This is a genomic window from Pseudomonas sp. A214, from assembly GCF_900156295.1.
Classification (GTDB): domain Bacteria; phylum Pseudomonadota; class Gammaproteobacteria; order Pseudomonadales; family Pseudomonadaceae; genus Aquipseudomonas; species Aquipseudomonas rhizophila.
Genome location: NZ_LT707062.1, coordinates 1,327,665 through 1,345,097, shown reverse-complemented (window position 1 = coordinate 1,345,097; position 17,433 = coordinate 1,327,665). Strand labels below are relative to the sequence as shown.

The 17,433-nt window shown below is 61.1% G+C and carries 15 protein-coding genes; 5 read left to right on the top strand and 10 right to left on the bottom strand.

Annotated elements, in window-relative coordinates:
* Window positions 1-119: 119 nt before the first annotated feature.
* From BW979_RS06055 to bioB, 9 genes are all read right to left on the bottom strand, one after another.
* A complete protein-coding gene (locus BW979_RS06055) occupies window positions 120-1,916 on the bottom strand; it encodes an acyl-CoA dehydrogenase C-terminal domain-containing protein (protein ID WP_047228109.1) in 1,797 nt (598 codons plus the stop codon).
* A 91-nt stretch (window positions 1,917-2,007) separates the two neighbouring features.
* Window positions 2,008-3,297, bottom strand: coding sequence for a GGDEF domain-containing protein (locus tag BW979_RS06050; RefSeq protein ID WP_076383421.1), 1,290 nt, complete (start codon window positions 3,295-3,297; stop codon window positions 2,008-2,010).
* A 333-nt stretch (window positions 3,298-3,630) separates the two neighbouring features.
* Complete coding sequence (locus BW979_RS06040; protein ID WP_076383419.1) at window positions 3,631-5,436, bottom strand: phenylacyl-CoA dehydrogenase; 1,806 nt, start codon at window positions 5,434-5,436, stop codon at window positions 3,631-3,633.
* Window positions 5,437-5,711: 275 nt separating this feature from the next.
* A complete protein-coding gene (locus BW979_RS06035; RefSeq protein ID WP_047228112.1) occupies window positions 5,712-6,008 on the bottom strand; it encodes a hypothetical protein in 297 nt (98 codons plus the stop codon).
* Window positions 6,009-6,116: 108 nt separating this feature from the next.
* The gene (gene bioD, locus BW979_RS06030; protein ID WP_076383418.1) at window positions 6,117-6,800 is read right to left on the bottom strand and encodes a dethiobiotin synthase; all 684 of its coding nucleotides are present in this window, start codon (window positions 6,798-6,800) and stop codon (window positions 6,117-6,119) included.
* On the bottom strand, window positions 6,797-7,609 hold the full coding sequence (gene bioC / locus BW979_RS06025; RefSeq protein ID WP_047228114.1) for a malonyl-ACP O-methyltransferase BioC: 813 nt from the start codon (window positions 7,607-7,609) through the stop codon (window positions 6,797-6,799). The genes bioD and bioC overlap by 4 nt, the downstream gene beginning before the upstream one ends.
* Window positions 7,602-8,333 carry an alpha/beta fold hydrolase gene (locus tag BW979_RS06020; RefSeq protein WP_076383417.1) on the bottom strand — a complete coding sequence of 244 codons (732 nt, stop codon included), beginning with the start codon at window positions 8,331-8,333 and terminating at the stop codon, window positions 7,602-7,604. Before BW979_RS06020 ends, bioC begins: the two co-directional genes overlap by 8 nt.
* On the bottom strand, window positions 8,326-9,504 hold the full coding sequence (bioF, locus tag BW979_RS06015; protein ID WP_047228116.1) for an 8-amino-7-oxononanoate synthase: 1,179 nt from the start codon (window positions 9,502-9,504) through the stop codon (window positions 8,326-8,328). Before bioF ends, BW979_RS06020 begins: the two co-directional genes overlap by 8 nt.
* Window positions 9,505-9,657: 153 nt before the next feature.
* Window positions 9,658-10,713 carry a biotin synthase BioB gene (gene bioB / locus BW979_RS06010; protein ID WP_076383416.1) on the bottom strand — a complete coding sequence of 352 codons (1,056 nt, stop codon included), beginning with the start codon at window positions 10,711-10,713 and terminating at the stop codon, window positions 9,658-9,660.
* Window positions 10,714-10,804: 91 nt separating this feature from the next.
* Here bioB and BW979_RS06005 point away from each other — a divergent pair, with 91 nt between their 5' ends.
* The 5 genes from BW979_RS06005 (at window position 10,805) to rarD (ending at window position 16,603) form a co-directional block, all read left to right on the top strand.
* Window positions 10,805-11,545 carry a ComF family protein gene (locus BW979_RS06005; RefSeq protein ID WP_076383415.1) on the top strand — a complete coding sequence of 247 codons (741 nt, stop codon included), beginning with the start codon at window positions 10,805-10,807 and terminating at the stop codon, window positions 11,543-11,545.
* 57 nt (window positions 11,546-11,602) lie between these two features.
* Window positions 11,603-12,367, top strand: coding sequence for a TOBE domain-containing protein (locus BW979_RS06000; protein WP_047228119.1), 765 nt, complete (start codon window positions 11,603-11,605; stop codon window positions 12,365-12,367).
* 67 nt (window positions 12,368-12,434) lie between these two features.
* Window positions 12,435-14,330 (top strand): PhoX family protein, encoded by a 1,896-nt coding sequence (locus tag BW979_RS05995; RefSeq protein WP_047228120.1) that lies wholly within the window; start codon window positions 12,435-12,437, stop codon window positions 14,328-14,330.
* Window positions 14,331-14,534: 204 nt separating this feature from the next.
* Entirely contained in the window at window positions 14,535-15,509 is a 975-nt protein-coding gene (locus BW979_RS05990) for a serine/threonine protein kinase (protein ID WP_076383414.1), read from the top strand.
* A gap of 206 nt (window positions 15,510-15,715) precedes the next feature.
* Window positions 15,716-16,603, top strand: coding sequence for an EamA family transporter RarD (gene rarD, locus BW979_RS05985; RefSeq protein ID WP_047228122.1), 888 nt, complete (start codon window positions 15,716-15,718; stop codon window positions 16,601-16,603).
* A gap of 217 nt (window positions 16,604-16,820) precedes the next feature.
* Here the strand turns inward: rarD and BW979_RS05980 are convergent, their stop codons facing one another.
* A complete protein-coding gene (locus BW979_RS05980) occupies window positions 16,821-17,339 on the bottom strand; it encodes a glycine cleavage system protein R (RefSeq protein ID WP_047228123.1) in 519 nt (172 codons plus the stop codon).
* Between the last annotated feature and the right edge of the window lie 94 nt (window positions 17,340-17,433).

Sequence of the window (17,433 nt, the reverse complement as noted above, 5' to 3'; positions counted from 1 at the left end):
GTGACTGTTTTGTTATTTTTAGTCACCGCAGAAAAGATCGCAGGCTTCGCCAGTTCCTACAGGGAATATGCGCACGTCTGTAGGCGCTGGCGAAGCCTGCGATCTTTGTCCCCCTCACATCAAAGGGCAAACAACTCCGCCGGCAACTTCATCAAGCAATCGCTCCCCGCCTCCACCGCGGCCCGATGGGCAGCGGTCCTTGGCAGCAGGCGCTTGAAGTAAAACTCACAGGTCGCCAGTTTGCCCCGGCAGAAATCAGCGTCACCTTCGCCTGCATCCAGTTGCGCCTGGGCCACCAACGCCATGCGCAACCACAGATAGGCCAGGATGATGTAACCGCTGTACATCAGATAGTCCACCGAAGCGGCGCCGACTTCATCGGGGTTCTTCATGGCCGCCATGCCAACCCGGGTGGTCAGTTCGCCCCATTGCTGGTTGAGCCCGTTGAGTTGCGCGACGTAATCCTTGAGCTGTGGATGTTCAGCGTTGGCGGCGCAGAACTTATGGACGATTTTGGTGAACCCTCGCAGCAACTTGCCCTGGCTGCCCAGCACCTTGCGCCCCAATAGATCCAAGGCCTGGATGCCGTTGGTGCCTTCATAGATCGGCGCAATACGGCAGTCGCGCACCAGCTGTTCCATGCCCCACTCACGAATGAAACCATGGCCGCCAAACACCTGCATGCCGTGGTTGGTTACTTCCAGGCCAGTATCGGTCATGAAAGCCTTGCAGATCGGGGTGAGGAACGCCAGCAGGTCTTCGGCCTCCTGGCGGGCGGTTTCGTCGCTGCTCAGGTGTGCGATATCCAGCAGTTGCGCGGTGAAGTAAGTCAGTGCCCGGTTGCCCTCGTTGAAGGCTTTCATGGTCAGCAACATCCGGCGCACATCGGGGTGGACGATGATCGGATCGGCGGCTTTTTCCGGCGCCTTGGGGCCGGTCAGCGAGCGCATCTGCAAACGGTCGTTGGCATATTTGATCGCGCCCTGGAAGCTCGCTTCCCCGAGGCACAGGCCCTGCATGCCGGTGCCCAGCCGGGCATGGTTCATCATGGTGAACATGCAGTTCAGACCCTTGTTCGGCTCGCCGATCAAGAATCCCTTGGCCCCGTCGAAATTAAGCACGCAGGTGGCGGACGCCTTGATGCCCATCTTGTGCTCGATCGAGCCGCAGGAGACGCCATTGCGCGGTCCCGCTTCGCCACTGGCGTCCGGCAGGAACTTGGGCACGATGAACAGCGAGATACCTTTGGTCCCGGCAGGCGCATCCGGCAGTTTGGCGAGCACCAAGTGAATGATGTTGTCGCTCATGTCGTGTTCGCCGGCGGAAATGAAAATCTTGCTGCCGGTAATCGCGTAGCTGCCATCGGCCTGAGGCAAGGCTCGGGTCTTGATGATGCCCAGGTCCGTGCCGCAATGGGCTTCGGTGAGGCACATCGTGCCGGTCCATTGACCGGCCGTGAGCTTGGTGAGGTAGGCCTGTTTCTGCTCTTCGGTGCCGTGGGCATGAATGGCCGACATCGCACCATGGGTCAGGCCCGGGTACATGCCCCAGGAGGTGTTGCTGGAGCCGACCATTTCGCTGATGACCAGGCCCAGGGAACTGGGCAATCCTTGGCCGCCGTAAGTCGGGTCCGCCGCCAGCCCGTGCCAGCCGCCCTCCACGTACTGTGCGAAAGCCTGCTTGAAGCCTGTAGGCGTGGTGACCACGCCGTTGTCGAAATGGCAGCCTTCTTCGTCACCGGAGCGATTGAGCGGCGCCAGCACATTCTCACAGAACCTGGCGCCTTCCTCGAGGATCGCGCTGACCATGTCCGGGCTGGCATCGCTGGCGCCCAGTTCGGCATAGCGGCCAGGGAAATCGAAGACGTGATCGATCAGAAAGCGCATGTCGCGCAGCGGGGCTTTGTACTCGGGCATGGTGGTTTTCTCCGGTAACAGGTCGTTGAAACCTACTGCCGGCCACCGAGGCTCACAATCACAGTCCAGACGCTGAATGCGCCATCATCACTCAACCCGCGGCCGCTTCCATGCGCACCGCACCGCGACGGTTCTGCCCATAGGCAATCACACAGTTACGCCCGGCTCCCTTGGCGTTGTAGAGAGCCTGGTCAGCGGATTTGAGCACTTCTTCGGGGGTGCGCTGTTCGATGCGCTCGGCCACACCGATGCTGACCGTCACCGATACACTGGATGCCCCGGCACCGGCACGACGCTGGCGACCTTGTTGATCATCCTGGGGACGACTGTCGGGATTGCGTAGCTGGATGCTGTAGTTCGCGATGGATTCGCGAATGACTTCCAGATGAGGCATGCACTCTTCGATGGTTTTTCCTGCGAATACCAGCGCAAATTCCTCTCCACCGTAGCGATAAGCCCTACCGCCACCGCTGATTTTCGACAGTTTGCTGGCGACCAGACGCAACACCTGGTCGCCCACGTCGTGGCCGTGGGTGTCATTGAATTTCTTGAAATGGTCCACGTCGCTCATCGCCAAGACATAATTGCGACCCAGGCGCTGCATGCGCTCATTCAGCGCCCGACGCCCCGGCAGGCCGGTCAGTTCGTCACGGAACGCCATCTGATAAGCCTCGTGGGCGACCGCCGCCGCGATCATCAGCATCACCTGGCTGCACATGATGTTCAGGGTGAATGGCAGGATGAAGGTCTTGGGCAACATCCAGAACACGCCGAGCAAACCCACCAATTGCGCGGCATGCAACGGTCGCGGATGGCGCCAGTATTGCCAGGCCAGCAACACAAAGGCGGCGATGAACACCGGGTAGGACAACTGGATCAGGCTCATCCAGGCACCGTGCAACGCTGGCCAGCGGATCTCCGAAAGCCACAACAGCAGTGCCTGGGGAAAACTTTGCTCCAGGGCCAGCGCCACGCTTCCAAAGATCAGCAGCACCGCGAACCGCGCCACCATGTCCTGGAACAAATGAGTCCGCTCCTGCCACGCGGCGAACAGGCCAAACAACAGCGGCAACAACAGGCAGACGAGGTGAAACACCACCGCTGCGTCATCGCGCACCTTGCCGTTGTCGCGATAGAAGTCGGTCTGGGTGTCCAGCAGGAAATAGGCGATGTACACCGTGATCATCAGAAACAGCTCACGCTGACGTCGGTAAACGGCGCAGTACGCCCCTCCGAGCAACAACACCAATGTAGGAAGAACGTTGAACAGGGAGGTGAAAAAGACATTGAGATCCTTGACGTAGGCAGCCGCAAGCCCCGCCAGCAACAGCACCAATGACGGTAGGAAATGACTGAAACGTACAGCGGAAGAACGCGGCAAGGGTAAAGCTCCGACCCGGCTGATCAAAGATGGCATTGTGCCTGCTACTGGGGCATTAAGGCACGCGAGATGTGACAGATGTCACACTGCCATCCTTGTAACGGCAGGGGGGGATGTTTTCTTAGGGTTTTGTTGGATGAATGTTGTTCCACGATTGCCAACAATTCCTGTGGGAGCGAGCCTGCTCGCGATAGCGGTGGGTCAGCCCACAATGATGTTGGATATGCCGCCGTCATCGCGAGCAGGCTCGCTCCCACAGGGGTTGCGGTCAGACGCAAAAAAGCCGCTGCTCCCGAAGGAAGCAGCGGCTTTTTTAGAAGAACCGCGTAAGGCTTAGTAGCCCAGTGCGAAGTCTTCTTCTTTCATGTCCATCAGGTTGTTGGCGCCCGACAACATGGTTGCCACGTGAGTGCGGGTGCGTGGCAGGATGCGCTGGAAGTAGAAGCGCGCGGTCTGCAGCTTGGCGGTGTAGAAAGCTTCTTCGATGGTGCCGGCGGCGAGTTTTTCCGCCGCCAGGCGCGCCATGTCAGCCCAGAAGTAGGCCAGGCAGGCGTAACCGGAGTACATCAGGTAATCCACCGAGGCCGCGCCAACTTCTTCGCGGTCTTTCATGGCCGCCATACCGACCTTCATGGTCAGCTCGCCCCATTCCTTGTTCAGCGCAGCCAGAGGTTCTACGAACTCTTTGACCGCGTCGTTGCCTTCGTTGCTTTGGCAGAACTTGTGAACGATCTTGGTGAAGCCCTTGAGCGCTTCGCCCTGGGTCATCAGCACTTTGCGGCCCAGCAGGTCGAGGGCCTGGATGCCGGTGGTGCCTTCGTACAGCATCGAAATGCGGCTGTCGCGAACGTTCTGCTCCATGCCCCACTCGGCGATGAAACCGTGACCGCCATAAATCTGCACGCCGTGGTTGGCCGATTCGAAGCCGACTTCAGTCATGAACGCCTTGGCGATCGGCGTCATGAACGCCAGCAGTGCATCGGCTTTTTTCTTCTCTTCTTCATCGACGCCGTACTTGACGATGTCCACTTGCTTGGCAGTGAAGTAAACCATCGCCCGGTTACCTTCGGCGAAGGCCTTCATGGTCAGCAGCATGCGACGCACGTCGGGGTGCACGATGATCGGGTCGGCAGCCTTGTCCGGCGCTTTCGGGCCAGTCAGGGAACGCATTTGCAGACGGTCACGGGCGTACTTCAGGCCGCCCTGGAAGCCGATTTCGGCGTGAGCCAGGCCTTGCAGCGCGGTGCCCAGGCGTGCGGTGTTCATGAAGGTGAACATGCAGTTCAAGCCTTTGTTCGCCGGGCCAATCAGGAAACCGGTGGCCGCGTCAAAGTTCATCACGCAAGTGGCGTTGCCGTGGATGCCCATCTTGTGTTCCAGCGAACCGCAGCTCACCGCATTGCGCTGACCGATGGAGCCGTCGGCGTTAGGCAGGAACTTAGGAACGATGAACAGCGAAATACCTTTGGTACCGGCCGGTGCGTCTGGCAGGCGTGCCAGAACGATGTGGACGATGTTGTCGGCCATGTCGTGTTCGCCGGCCGAAATGAAGATCTTGGTGCCGCTGACCTTATACGAACCGTCGGCCTGAGGCTCGGCCTTGGTGCGCAGCATGCCCAGGTCAGTGCCGCAGTGCGGCTCGGTCAGGCACATGGTCCCGGTCCATTCGCCGGAAACCAGCTTGGTCAGGTAGGCCTCTTGCTGCTCGGGCGTACCGTGCTCGGAAATAGTGTTCATCGCGCCATGGGACAGGCCCGGGTACATGCCCCACGACCAGTTGGCTTCGCCGACCATCTCGCTGACCGCCAGGCCCAGGGACTCCGGCAGGCCTTGACCACCATGCTCAACGTCGTGGGCCAGGCTTGGCCAGCCGCCTTCGACGAATTGCTTGTAGGCTTCCTTGAAGCCGCTCGGAGTCTTCACACCGGATTCGCTCCAGGTGCAGCCCTCAATGTCGCCCACACGGTTCAGCGGTGCCAGCACCTGCTCACAAAACTTGGCGCCTTCTTCGAGAATGGCGTCAACCATGTCTGGCGTTGCGTCCTGGCAAGCCGGAAGGCTCTGATAGTGCGCTTCATAGCCAAGCAGTTCGTCACGAACGAAGCGAATATCACGCAAGGGGGCCTTGTAGTCAGGCATAGCGATAAACCTCTGCTGATGTAACCGGGAATGAACGACCGCATGGATTTGTTGTGACGGTCAAACAGTTGTTTGAAACATACGTTTACGCCTAAATCTTGTCAAGCGTCGATCTTTTGCCGTTCGTCATCGTCCCGGAAAAAATCCCAGGCACAGCAATTCACCGCAGCGAAACACTCACAGCGTCCGTAGGAAAAGATTAGTTGAGCCAGAAGGAGTTAGAGACGAAAACGCCGCGAATAATCGCGGCGTTCAGGCAAACCTGAGGTAGAGAATCAGGCGAAAGTGTCGATCAACGTACCGAGCATTTCATCGGAAGCCTTGGCCACGTTCACGCCCAGTTCGACCTGAAACTTGCCCTGGGACATTTCAACCATGTTGCTGGCCAAGTCCGATTGCTGGCTGCGATCCACCGACCGCAAACGATCGACTTGCAGTTCGGACGACTGGCTGGTGACCGAACGCTCGATCGTATTGTTGGCAATCTGGCTAGAGGCCTGATCGACACGGTTCTGCCCTGTCTGAATAGTGCTCAGACCGGCATAGAACGCGGTATTTCCTGAGATTTCCATGGCAGAACTCGTCTTCTGGAAGGGTAGACAGCGGACATTGAAACAGAAGCCTGGGGAAAAGGCCCGACAAAAACACTAATGGCACAGTGCCTTGTCATAGTGAAAACCTTAGTAGTCCAGCAAATCCAGGTGCAGATGCGCAGCCACGGCTTCGGCGGTGATGCCCTTGATTCTCGGCACACGCCCCAAGCACGGCGCCGGCAGGCGTTCGGCCAGGGTCGCCAGATTTTCTTCCAGCCGCGATGTCTTGGGGTCGATGATATTGGCCACCCAACCCGCCAGTTGCAGGCCGTCCCGGGCGATGGCCTCGGCGGTCAACAGGGCGTGGCTGATGCAGCCCAGGCGCACGCCCACCACCAGGATCACCGGTAGCCCCAGCGCCATCGCCAAGTCCGAGAGGTTGTCCTGATCGGCCAGCGGAACGCGCCAGCCGCCCGCGCCTTCGATCAGAGTGAAATCGGCCTCCAAGGCCAACACTTCACGCATCGGCCCCAGCAACGATTGCACAGTCAAGGCCACGCCGGCTTCCCGAGCGGCCAGGTGAGGCGCGATGGCCGGCTCGAACGCCACCGGATTGACCTGGGCATACTCAAGCGGCACCGAGCATTCGGCCAACAGCGCCAAGGCATCGGCGTTGCGCAGGCCCTTGGGCGTTACTTCACAACCAGAGGCCACGGGCTTACCCGCGGCGGTGCACATGCCAGCCTGTCGCGCAGCATGCAGCAGGCCAGCCGCGACGGTGGTTTTGCCCACGTCGGTGTCGGTACCGGTGATGAAATAAGCCTGGCTCATAGCGGTTTCTCCAGCACGGCGTAAACCACCCGGTAGGTCGCGGGCAAACCCTGTACCTGACGAAACTGTTCGTAAGCGTCAACCAGTGCGAGGATCCGCGCCCTACCCGTCAACCCGCCGGGCCGGCCGGGGTTCAGATTGTGGGCGCCGAGGGCTTTCAATTCATGGGTCAGACCGCGCACGTCCGGGTAATACATCACATGGGGACGGTTTTCCAAGCTGATAACGTTCAGCCCGCTGGCCTCACATAGCTGTTGATACGTTTCGAACCCGCGAAAACGGTTGACGTGCACTAGGCCATCCACCTGACGCCAGCTGTCGCGCAGTTCGTACAACGTGCCGACGCAAAGGCTTGTAAAGGCAAACACGCCACCGGGTTTCAAAACCCGATGGACTTCGTTCAACACCGAGGCAAAATCCGCGCACCACTGCACCGCCAGGCTGGAGAACACCAGATCGCAACTGGAGGCCTGCAAGGGCAACCGCTCGGCATCACCGGCTATAAAGTGCGCAGCCCCGCCCTGAGGGCGAGCATGGTTGAGCATACCTTCGGCGATATCCAGCGCCAACCCGGTCACCTCGCCGAAGCGCGTACCCAGCGCCCTCGTGAAATAGCCGGTGCCACAACCCAGGTCCATCCAGCGCTCAGGCATGATCGAAGCAGGCAGCCGGTCCAGCAACTGCTGGCCTACGTCGCGCTGCAGCTCGGCCACGCTGTCGTAACTGGTCGCCGCCCGGGAAAACGAGGCCGCCACCTGGCGCTTGTCCGGCAAGGCACCGGGCAATTTGGCAACAGACAAATCAGTCATCATCGGACTCATGCAAAAAAGCCTGAATCGCCCCCGCCACACCGTGAGGGTCTTCCAGAGGGAATCCGTGGCCGGTCTGTTCGATCAGACCGATTTCAACATCGGGCAGCAACACCAGCAATTCACCCGCTGCCTCAGCCGGTACCAGGGCGTCGAGCCCGGCAAACACGTGGAGCTGCGGGCCGCCGAAGCCCTGCAAGGCGGCGCGGGTATCCAGTTGCGCCAGTAGCTCGAGCCCGGCCATCAACACATCGGGCGAAGTGACTGGCGCACCCGCCAGCAACAATCGCGACAAGCCGCGCGGATCGCTGCAACCCTGGGCACATAACAAACTGAAGCGCTTGAGGGTCTGGCGCGGGTCGGCGGCGCACCCGGCGAGAAACCCATCAAAGGTTTCACCGGCCATCGCGCTCGGCCATTGATCGTGGGCCACGAAAGAAGGGTTGCTCGCCAGGGTCAACAAGCCGCAACAGCGCTCGCCCCGACGCGCCGCCAGCTCGCCGGCCAGCATGCCGCCCAGCGACCAGCCACCCAACCAGGCATCCTGGGGCAATGTGGCATCCAGCTCATCGAGCCATTCATTGAGGTCGCTTGAGGTCAGTGCCGGCAACGGCTCGATCTCGACCCGCAGATGTTCATCGAGCCCTTGCAGCGCAGCCGCCAGAGGCTCCAGCGGGGAAACGCCCAAGCCCCAACCAGGCAGCAATATCAGTCGATCACGCATGGCTTGGCTCCGGTCCCAGTTGTGCAAAACACTCGGCCAATGCCTCCAGCAGTAGCTGCACCTGAGCCTCACTGTGAGCGGCGGTCAAGGTCACGCGCAGACGAGCGCTGCCGGCCGGCACGGTGGGTGGGCGGATCGCAGTGACCATCAGTCCCCGCTCACGCAGCATCTGCGACAAGCGCATCGCCCGCCCCGCATCGCCGATCAGGATCGGCTGGATCGGCGTGAAACTGTCCATCAATTGCAGGCCGATCTGCTCGGCACCGTGGCGAAACTGGCGGATCAGCACCTGCAAATGTTCGCGCCGCCAATGCTCGCTGCGCAGCAGCTCAAGGCTCTTGAGCGTAGCGCAGGCCAGAGCCGGCGGTTGACTGGTGGTGTAGATGTAGGGACGAGCGAACTGGATCAGGCTTTCGATCAGGTCTTCACTGCCGGCGACAAAAGCACCGGCAGTACCGAAGGCTTTACCCAGGGTGCCGACCAATACCGGCACGTCATCCTGGCTCAGGCCAAAATGTTCGACGATCCCGCCGCCATTGGCCCCCAACGGGCCGAAACCGTGGGCATCATCGACCATCAGCCAGGCGCCCTTGGCCCTGGCTGCACGGGCCAGGGCCGGCAGATCGGCGATGTCACCGTCCATGCTGAACACACCATCGGTGACCACCAGCGTATTGCCGGTGGCTTTCTCCAGACGGTTGGCCAGGCTCTGGGCATCGTTGTGCAGGTAACGGTTGAAGCGCGCGCCAGACAGCAACCCGGCGTCGAGCAACGAAGCGTGGTTGAGTCGATCCTCCAGCACCGTATCACCCTGCCCCACCAGTGCGGTGACAGCGCCAAGGTTGGCCATGTAGCCGGTGGTGAACAGCAGTGCCCGCGGGCGGCCAGTCAAGTCAGCCAGGGCTTCTTCCAGGGCATGATGAGGCCCGCTGTGGCCGATCACCAGATGGGAAGCACCGCCACCCACGCCCCATCGCGCCGCACCGGCGCGCCAGGCTTCGATCACTTGCGGATGATTGGCCAGGCCCAGGTAATCATTGTTGCAGAACGCCAGCAGCGGCTGGCCGTCCACCACCACCTCTGGCCCCTGTGGGCTTTCGAGCAGCGGGCGCTGGCGATAGAGGTTTTCGGCACGACGGGCAGTCAGGCGTGCGGCGAGATCGAAGGGCATGCAGGCCTCGGGGTGAACCGCTATTTAAAGACTGGAGGAAATCCCCCTGTGGGAGCGAGCCTGCTCGCGATAGCGGCGTGCCAGTCAACATAAATGTTGAATGCTCCATCGCCATCGCGAGCAGGCTCGCTCCCACATTTTTTTTGCGTCAGCTCAGAGGGCGGCGTTGTAGAACTGCTCGCTGCTCTTCTGCTCCACCAGCGCCTGTTCAATAGCCGCCTGATGCACTTCATCAGCATGCTCTTCGCGGGCCTCCGGCTGGATGCCCAGGCGAGCGAACAGTTGCATGTCCTTGTCGGCTTGCGGGTTGGCGGTGGTCAGGAGTTTGTCGCCATAAAAAATCGAGTTGGCACCGGCGAAAAATGCCAGGGCCTGCATCTGTTCGTTCATCGCTTCGCGGCCGGCGGACAGGCGTACATGGGACTGGGGCATCAGGATCCGCGCTACGGCGAGCATGCGAATGAAATCGAACGGGTCGACGTCTTCGGCGTTTTCCAATGGCGTGCCGGCGACTTTTACCAGCATGTTGATCGGCACCGATTCCGGATGCTCCGGCAGGTTCGCCAGCTGGATCAGCAGGTTGGCGCGATCGTCCAGGGACTCGCCCATGCCCAGGATGCCGCCGGAGCAGATCTTCATCCCCGAATCTCGCACGTAAGCCAGGGTTTGCAGACGCTCGCTGTAGGTACGAGTGGTGATGATGCTGCCGTAGAACTCCGGCGACGTGTCGAGGTTGTGGTTGTAGTAGTCCAGGCCGGCCTGGGCCAGGGCCTGGGTCTGGTCCTGATCGAGGCGGCCCAGGGTCATGCAGGTCTCCAGGCCCATGGCCTTCACGCCTTTGACCATCTCCAGCACATAAGGCATGTCCTTGGCCGACGGATGCTTCCACGCCGCGCCCATGCAGAAACGGGTCGAGCCGATGGCCTTGGCACGGGCGGCCTCTTCGAGGACTTTCTGCACTTCCAGCAACTTTTCTTTTTCCAGCCCGGTGTTGTAGTGGCCGGACTGCGGACAATATTTGCAATCTTCCGGGCAGGCGCCGGTCTTGATCGACAGCAGCGTGGACACCTGGACGCGGTTGGCGTCGAAATGCGCGCGGTGCACGGTCTGCGCCTGGAACAACAGGTCATTGAAGGGCTGGACGAAGAGAGCTTTGACTTCGGCCAAAGACCAGTCATGACGCAGGTTGGCAGTGGTGCTGGCGCTCATGGGCATTTCCTTGATTATGCTTGGCTGGCACCTGGGGACATGGAATACCCACAGGCGCGACACGGATGTTCGGCATATTTAAGGAAGAGTCATGCGCTGTCAACCACGATACGATGAACCGGTTTACATCTGGTTAAAAAACAAACAATCTTGTCTGTTGTGTGGCGAAACCACCGATACGCCCCAACCCATTTGCACCCCCTGCGAGAGCGAACTACCCTGGCTCGGTGACCAGTGCAGTATCTGCGCCTTGCCACTGCCCATGGCCGGGCTGCGTTGTGGCCAGTGCGCCACTCAACCGCCAGCCTTCGAGCGGGTCCTGGCGCCATGGGCCTACGACTTTCCTATCGACAGCCTGATCGCACGTTTCAAACATCAGGCCAAATGGCCGCTCGGTCGGTTGATGGGCGAACTGCTGGCGCAGTCCCTGCAGCATCACTTCAATGAAGGACTGGAGCCACCCGACGCACTGGTGCCAGTACCGCTTGCCAATCGGCGCTTGCGTCAACGGGGTTTCAATCAGGCCTCGATGCTTGCACGCTGGCTCAGCGCGACATTGAAGATCCCTTGCGAAGAACAACTGCTGCGGCGCGTCCAGGACACCCCCGCCCAGCAGGCACTCGATGCCAGGGCCCGGCGCCGAAACCTGCGTCAAGCCTTTGCCATCACACCCGACGCCGTGCTCGGCAACCGTCATCTGGCGTTGGTCGACGATGTGCTCACGACCGGCGCCACAGCCCAGGCGCTGGCTCGCCTACTATTGGATGCCGGCGCCGCCCGGGTCGATGTGTATTGCCTGGCCCGCACGCCGAAACCCGGTGAGCCGGCTTGACGCGCCGCCTGCGAGGCGCCAACGTCCGCTCATGATTCCTTGGCGCAGTTCTCCATCATGTCATTGCCCCCGCTCCTGACCCAGCACATCGTCCGGCGCCCACAACGCATCGCCTTGTTGCAGCACATTGCCGAACAAGGCTCGATCACCCGCGCCGCCAAGAGCGCGGGCCTGAGCTACAAGGCGGCGTGGGATGCCATCGACGAGTTGAATAACCTGGCGGACCAGCCGCTGGTGGAACGCAGCGTCGGCGGCAGGGGCGGTGGCGGCGCCAAGCTGTCAGAGGAGGGGCAACGCGTGCTGCGTCTGTATCAGCGCTTGCAAGCGCTGCAGGCGCAGTTACTGGAAGCCAGCGAGGACGCCGGGGATCTGGGCCTGCTCAGTCGCTTGATGCTGCGCACCAGCGCGCGCAATCAACTGCATGGCAAAGTCCTGGGGATCGAGGCCCAGGGCCACAATGACCGGGTACGCCTGGAACTGGCCCGGGGTCTGGTCATCGAGGCGCAAATCACCCATGACAGCACCTTACGCCTGGAGCTGGCTATCGGCACCGAAGTGGTGGCCCTGATCAAGGCCGGCTGGTTGGAGTTGCACCCCATCGAGTCAGCGGAGCAATCGGGAATCAACACGTTGCGCGGCGTGATCGAGCAGGTTGCCGCCGCCGAAGACGGCCCCAGTGAAGTGCGTATCGGCCTGCCCAACGGCCAGACATTGTGCGCCCTGGCCGATCCGCTCCAATTGCATGAGCGAAACCTGGCTACCGGTTCTGCGGTGCACGTCGCGTTTTCACCGACAAATGTGCTGCTCGGCACACCGCTGTAGCGCGCTGCAACAATAGTTTCATCGACCCGCTTTAAGGTGACTGCCAAAACCAGCAGGGAGCCTGATGATGAGCCTATTAGAAGAAAACCAATCCACCGACCTGGAAAAGATCGTCGGCCTGAGCCGTCGAAGCTTCATCAGCGCCGGCGCCCTGTGCGGCGCGGCGATGTTTCTGGGCGGCAACCTGCTGAGCCGCAGCGTGCTGGCCGCCGCCGTGAGCGAAGGCAACAGCAAGCTGCTGGGCTTTAAAAGCATCGCCGCCGCCACGGCCGACACCATTACTCTGCCACCGGGCTACAAAGCCTCGGTGCTGATCAGTTGGGGCCAGCCACTGCGCAAAAATGCACCGGCGTTCGACCCCAGTGGCAATGGAACAGCCCGCGCTCAGGAAGAGCAGTTTGGCGACAACACCGACGGCATGAGCCTGTTCGAATTCCCCGGCGACAAGAACCGGGCGCTGATGGCGATCAACAACGAGTACACCAACTACCAATACCTGTTCCCTCACGGCGGCCAGCCGCAGTCGGCCGAAGACGTGCGCAAGGCCCAAGCCGCCGAAGGCGTGTCGGTGATCGAGATCCAGCGCCGTCGCGGCCAGTGGCAGTTCGTCCAGGAATCGCGCTACAACCGCCGGATCCACGGCAACACGCCGATTCGCCTGCGTGGTCCGGCAGCCGGCCACGATCTGCTGAAAACCAGCGCCGACAAGAGCGGCAAAAAAGTGCTGGGGACTTTCCAGAACTGCGCCAACGGCATGACGCCGTGGGGCACGTACCTGACCTGCGAAGAGAACTTCACCGACTGCTTCGGCAGCAGCAAGGCGGACCTGCAGTTCGACGCGGCACAAAAACGCTATGGCGCCACTGTCACCAGCAGTGAAATCAACTGGCACCTGCACGACCCGCGTTTTGATCTGGCGAAGAACCCCAACGAACTCAATCGCCATGGCTGGGTGGTGGAAATCGATCCGTTCGACCCGCAATCCACCCCGGTAAAACGCACTGCTCTGGGCCGTTTCAAACACGAAAACGCCGCCCTCGCGCAGACCAATGACGGTCGCGCCGTGGTGTACATGGGCGATGACGAGCGCGGCGAATTCATCTACAAGTTCGTCAGCCGCGAGCGCATCAACCATCGCAATGCCAAAGCCAACCGCAACCTGCTGGACCACGGCACCTTGTATGTGGCGCGCTTCGATGCCGGCGACGGCAACCCGGACCACCCCAAAGGCAAGGGCCAGTGGATCGAGCTGACCCACGGCAAGAACGGCATCGACGCCAGCAGCGGTTTCGCTGACCAGGCCGAAGTGCTGATCCATGCGCGCCTGGCCGCCAGTGCCGTTGGCGCCACGCGCATGGACCGCCCCGAGTGGATCGTGGTCAGCCCCAAGGACGGCCAGGTCTATTGCACCCTGACCAACAACTCCAAGCGCGGTGATGCCGGTCAACCGGTGGAAGGGCCAAACCCTCGGGCCAAGAACGTCTACGGGCAGATCCTGCGCTGGCGCACCGACCGCGACGATCATGCCTCCAAGACCTTCTCCTGGGATCTGTTCGTGGTCGCCGGCAACCCGGCGGTACACGCCGGCACGCCGAAAGCCGGCTCGTCCAACATCAACGCCCAGAACATGTTCAACAGCCCCGATGGCCTGGGCTTCGACAAGGCCGGGCGGCTGTGGATTCAGACCGACGGTGATTTCAGCAATACCGGGGACTTCGCCGGCATGGGCAACAACCAGATGCTCTGCGCCGACCCCGACAGCGGCGAAATCCGTCGATTCCTGGTCGGGCCGGTGGGTTGCGAAGTGACCGGCATCAGCTTCTCGCCAGACTACAAAACCCTGTTCGTCGGCATCCAGCATCCCAGCGGCGGCTCGACGTTCCCCGAGCACCTGCCCAACGGTAAGCCGCGGTCGTCGGTGATGGTGATTACCCGTGAGGATGGCGGGGTCATCGGCGCCTGATAGCCCTCACGCTGATCGTTCCCACGCTCTGCGTGGGGATTCAGCCAGGGACGCTCCGCGTCCCAAAGAGTAACGCGGAGCGTCACATGAGGCGTTCCCACGCAGAGCGTGGGAACGATCACCGACAGCCGTCACCTATCTCCCTCCGTCTGCGCTACCATGCTGGGCCGGACGCGGCAGCCCTGCCGCTGCGCAGGAGTCAGCATGTCCCATCCGTTTGAAACCCTCACACCCGACCTGGTGCTCGATGCCGTTGAAAGCATGGGCTTGCTCAGCGACGCCCGTGTGCTGGCCCTCAACAGCTATGAAAACCGTGTCTATCAGGTGGGTATCGAAGACGCCGAGCCGCTGATCGCCAAGTTCTATCGCCCTCAGCGCTGGACCAACGAAGCGATTCTGGAAGAGCACCGCTTCACCTTCGAACTGGCCGAATGCGACGTGCCGGTGGTGGCGCCGCTGATTCACAACGGCGTCAGTCTGCACGAACACGCCGGGTTTCGTTTCACCCTGTTTCCCCGGCGCGGCGGCCGCGCGCCTGAGCCGGGCAACCTCGACCAACTCTATCGCCTGGGGCAATTGCTCGGGCGTCTGCACGCGGTCGGGTCGACCCGTGCGTTCGAGCATCGTGAAGCGTTGGGCGTGAAAAACTTCGGCCACGATTCGCTGGCCACCGTGCTGCAAAGCGGTTTCGTACCCCGCAGCCTGCTTCCGGCCTACGAGTCGGTGGCCCGGGACCTACTCAAACGGGTCGAAGAGGTTTATGCCGCCACGCCTCACCAGAACATCCGCATGCACGGCGACTGCCACCCCGGCAACATGATGTGCCGCGACGAGGTTTTTCATATCGTCGACCTGGACGACTGCCGCATGGGCCCGGCGGTACAGGATTTGTGGATGATGCTCGCCGGTGATCGCCAGGAATGCCTGGGGCAGTTGTCGGAATTGATGGACGGCTACCGCGAGTTTCATGACTTTGACCCGCGTGAACTGGCCTTGATCGAGCCTCTGCGGGCCCTGCGCCTGATGCACTACAGCGCCTGGCTGGCGCGCCGTTGGGACGATCCGGCGTTCCCGCGCAGCTTCCCGTGGTTCGGCAGCGAACGCTACTGGGGCGACCAGGTGTTGGCGTTGCGCGAGCAATTGGCGGCGCTCAATGAAGAGCCGTTGAAGTTGTTCTGATTTGCCACTGCCGCCCCCCTGTGGGAGCGAGCCTGCTCGCGATGGCGATCGAACATTCAACACCTGTGTCGAATGACATACCGCTATCGCGAGCAAGCTCGCTCCCACAAAGGGATTGCGCTGAAACGCGCATAAAGGTTCACAGCACAATCTGACAAATCTCCTTACAATCACTCTTTTGTTAGCTGCCTAAGCAAGGATTCTGCATGCAAGCCGCCAACCCGCGTCGCGGGTATATCCTGGGCCTGAGTGCCTACATCATCTGGGGTCTGTTCCCGATCTATTTCAAAGCCATCGCCAACGTGCCGTCCGTGGAAATCATCATCCACCGGGTGCTGTGGTCAGCGCTGTTCGGCGCGGCGTTGCTGATGGTCTGGAAACACCCGGGCTGGTGGCGCGAACTGCGGGACAATCCACAGCGGCTGGCAATCCTGGCCCTGAGCGGTACGTTGATCGCGGCCAACTGGTTGACCTATGTCTGGGCGGTGAACAACGAGCGCATGCTCGAAGCGAGCCTGGGGTACTACATCAACCCGCTGGTGAACGTATTGCTCGGCATGTTGATCCTGGGTGAACGGTTGCGACGCATGCAGTGGCTGGCGGTGGGGTTGGCCGCGGTCGGTGTGGCGCAGCAGGTCTGGCAAGTGGGCAGCCTGCCTTGGGTGTCGCTGGTGCTGGCGCTGACCTTCGGCTTTTATGGGCTGATCCGCAAGCAGGCGCCGGTCAAGGCTTTACCCGGACTGGTAGTGGAAACCTGGATGCTGGTGCCGATCGCCATTGCCTGGTTGTTGTTCAACCCGGCGGCTACCAGCGCCCAAGCCGTTTTCTGGACCACCTCCGAAGCCTGGTGGCTGGTGGCGGCAGGGCCCGTGACGCTGGTGCCGTTGGTGTGCTTTAACGCTGCGGCGCGGCATTTGCCCTACACCACCCTCGGGTTCCTCCAGTACATCGCACCGACGCTGGTGTTGTTGCTCGCCGTACTGCTGTTCGGTGAGCATCTGTCGTCCAGCACATTGGTGGCGTTCCTGTTTATCTGGGCTGGGCTTGCGGTGTATAGCGTCGATGCCGTGATCAGCATGCGCCGGCGCAACTGATCAAAAAACGTACGAACCTCCACAGGCCACGCCTGGCGTGGCCTGCGCTTATCCTTCCCAAGGTTATCCACAGCGTGATCCCCGCCGTTTGTGCACAAGCCCTTGAAAACTGGTGATTTTTTAATCATATCCCGCCAGCGCCCGGCGGACGTGGGCTGGCGAGGTGTCTCTACAGGTTATCCACAGGCAGGCGCAGTTTTTCCTTGGATAACCCTTATCAGTTCTCGTCGCTGAGTTTCAGCTCCACCATCAGTTCATCGGCCAGGGTTTCCAAACGCTCCTGCAAAGTGTCCAGGGACAAGGTCACTGGCACCCCGAGGATCGCTTCGGCATGAAACAGCAACTCGCTGCTCATCGGCGCCGGTCGCACGTCCGTGACCAGTCGCTCGACGTTGACGCCCTGCTCACTCAGCAAGCGCGTGATGTCGCGCACGATCCCCGGGCGATCATTACCCACCAGCTCCATCGCGATAGGCTTCCAAGTGCAGGACTCTTCGACGATGCCCTCGGCGATCAGCACGCGGATGTTGTGGGCCGACAGGCCTTGCAAGGCTTCGATCAATTCATCATGGGATTCAGCCGGAACGCTCAGGCGCAGGATTCCGGCAAATTGTCCCGCCAGACGGGACATGCGGCTTTCCAACCAGTTACCGCCGTGCTCGGCGATGCAAAGGGCGATCTGCTCGACCAACCCGGGCTTGTCCGGGGCGAAAACAGTGATGACGAGATGGTCCATGGCGCGAGCCCTCTTGTTGTGGAAAGAAGAGTATAGGCAGGTGGTCGCGAGCAGACTGATGGCCTAAAGATATATACCTCGCTCCTGTGAGAGC

What these genes read in the sequence shown, in the direction of transcription:
- rarD (WP_047228122.1), top strand. Translation starts at nt 15,716, where the DNA reads ATGCAAGCCGCCAACCCGCGTCGCGGGTATATCCTGGGCCTGAGTGCC.
- bioF (WP_047228116.1), bottom strand. Translation starts at nt 9,504, where the DNA reads ATGCCCTTCGATCTCGCCGCACGCCTGACTGCCCGTCGTGCCGAAAAC.
- BW979_RS06035 (WP_047228112.1), bottom strand. Translation starts at nt 6,008, where the DNA reads ATGGAAATCTCAGGAAATACCGCGTTCTATGCCGGTCTGAGCACTATT.
- BW979_RS06000 (WP_047228119.1), top strand. Translation starts at nt 11,603, where the DNA reads ATGTCATTGCCCCCGCTCCTGACCCAGCACATCGTCCGGCGCCCACAA.
- BW979_RS05980 (WP_047228123.1), bottom strand. Translation starts at nt 17,339, where the DNA reads ATGGACCATCTCGTCATCACTGTTTTCGCCCCGGACAAGCCCGGGTTG.
- bioD (WP_076383418.1), bottom strand. Translation starts at nt 6,800, where the DNA reads ATGAGCCAGGCTTATTTCATCACCGGTACCGACACCGACGTGGGCAAA.
- BW979_RS06005 (WP_076383415.1), top strand. Translation starts at nt 10,805, where the DNA reads ATGCGCTGTCAACCACGATACGATGAACCGGTTTACATCTGGTTAAAA.
- BW979_RS05995 (WP_047228120.1), top strand. Translation starts at nt 12,435, where the DNA reads ATGAGCCTATTAGAAGAAAACCAATCCACCGACCTGGAAAAGATCGTC.
- BW979_RS05990 (WP_076383414.1), top strand. Translation starts at nt 14,535, where the DNA reads ATGTCCCATCCGTTTGAAACCCTCACACCCGACCTGGTGCTCGATGCC.
- BW979_RS06055 (WP_047228109.1), bottom strand. Translation starts at nt 1,916, where the DNA reads ATGCCCGAGTACAAAGCCCCGCTGCGCGACATGCGCTTTCTGATCGAT.
- BW979_RS06040 (WP_076383419.1), bottom strand. Translation starts at nt 5,436, where the DNA reads ATGCCTGACTACAAGGCCCCCTTGCGTGATATTCGCTTCGTTCGTGAC.
- bioB (WP_076383416.1), bottom strand. Translation starts at nt 10,713, where the DNA reads ATGAGCGCCAGCACCACTGCCAACCTGCGTCATGACTGGTCTTTGGCC.
- bioC (WP_047228114.1), bottom strand. Translation starts at nt 7,609, where the DNA reads ATGACTGATTTGTCTGTTGCCAAATTGCCCGGTGCCTTGCCGGACAAG.
- BW979_RS06020 (WP_076383417.1), bottom strand. Translation starts at nt 8,333, where the DNA reads ATGCGTGATCGACTGATATTGCTGCCTGGTTGGGGCTTGGGCGTTTCC.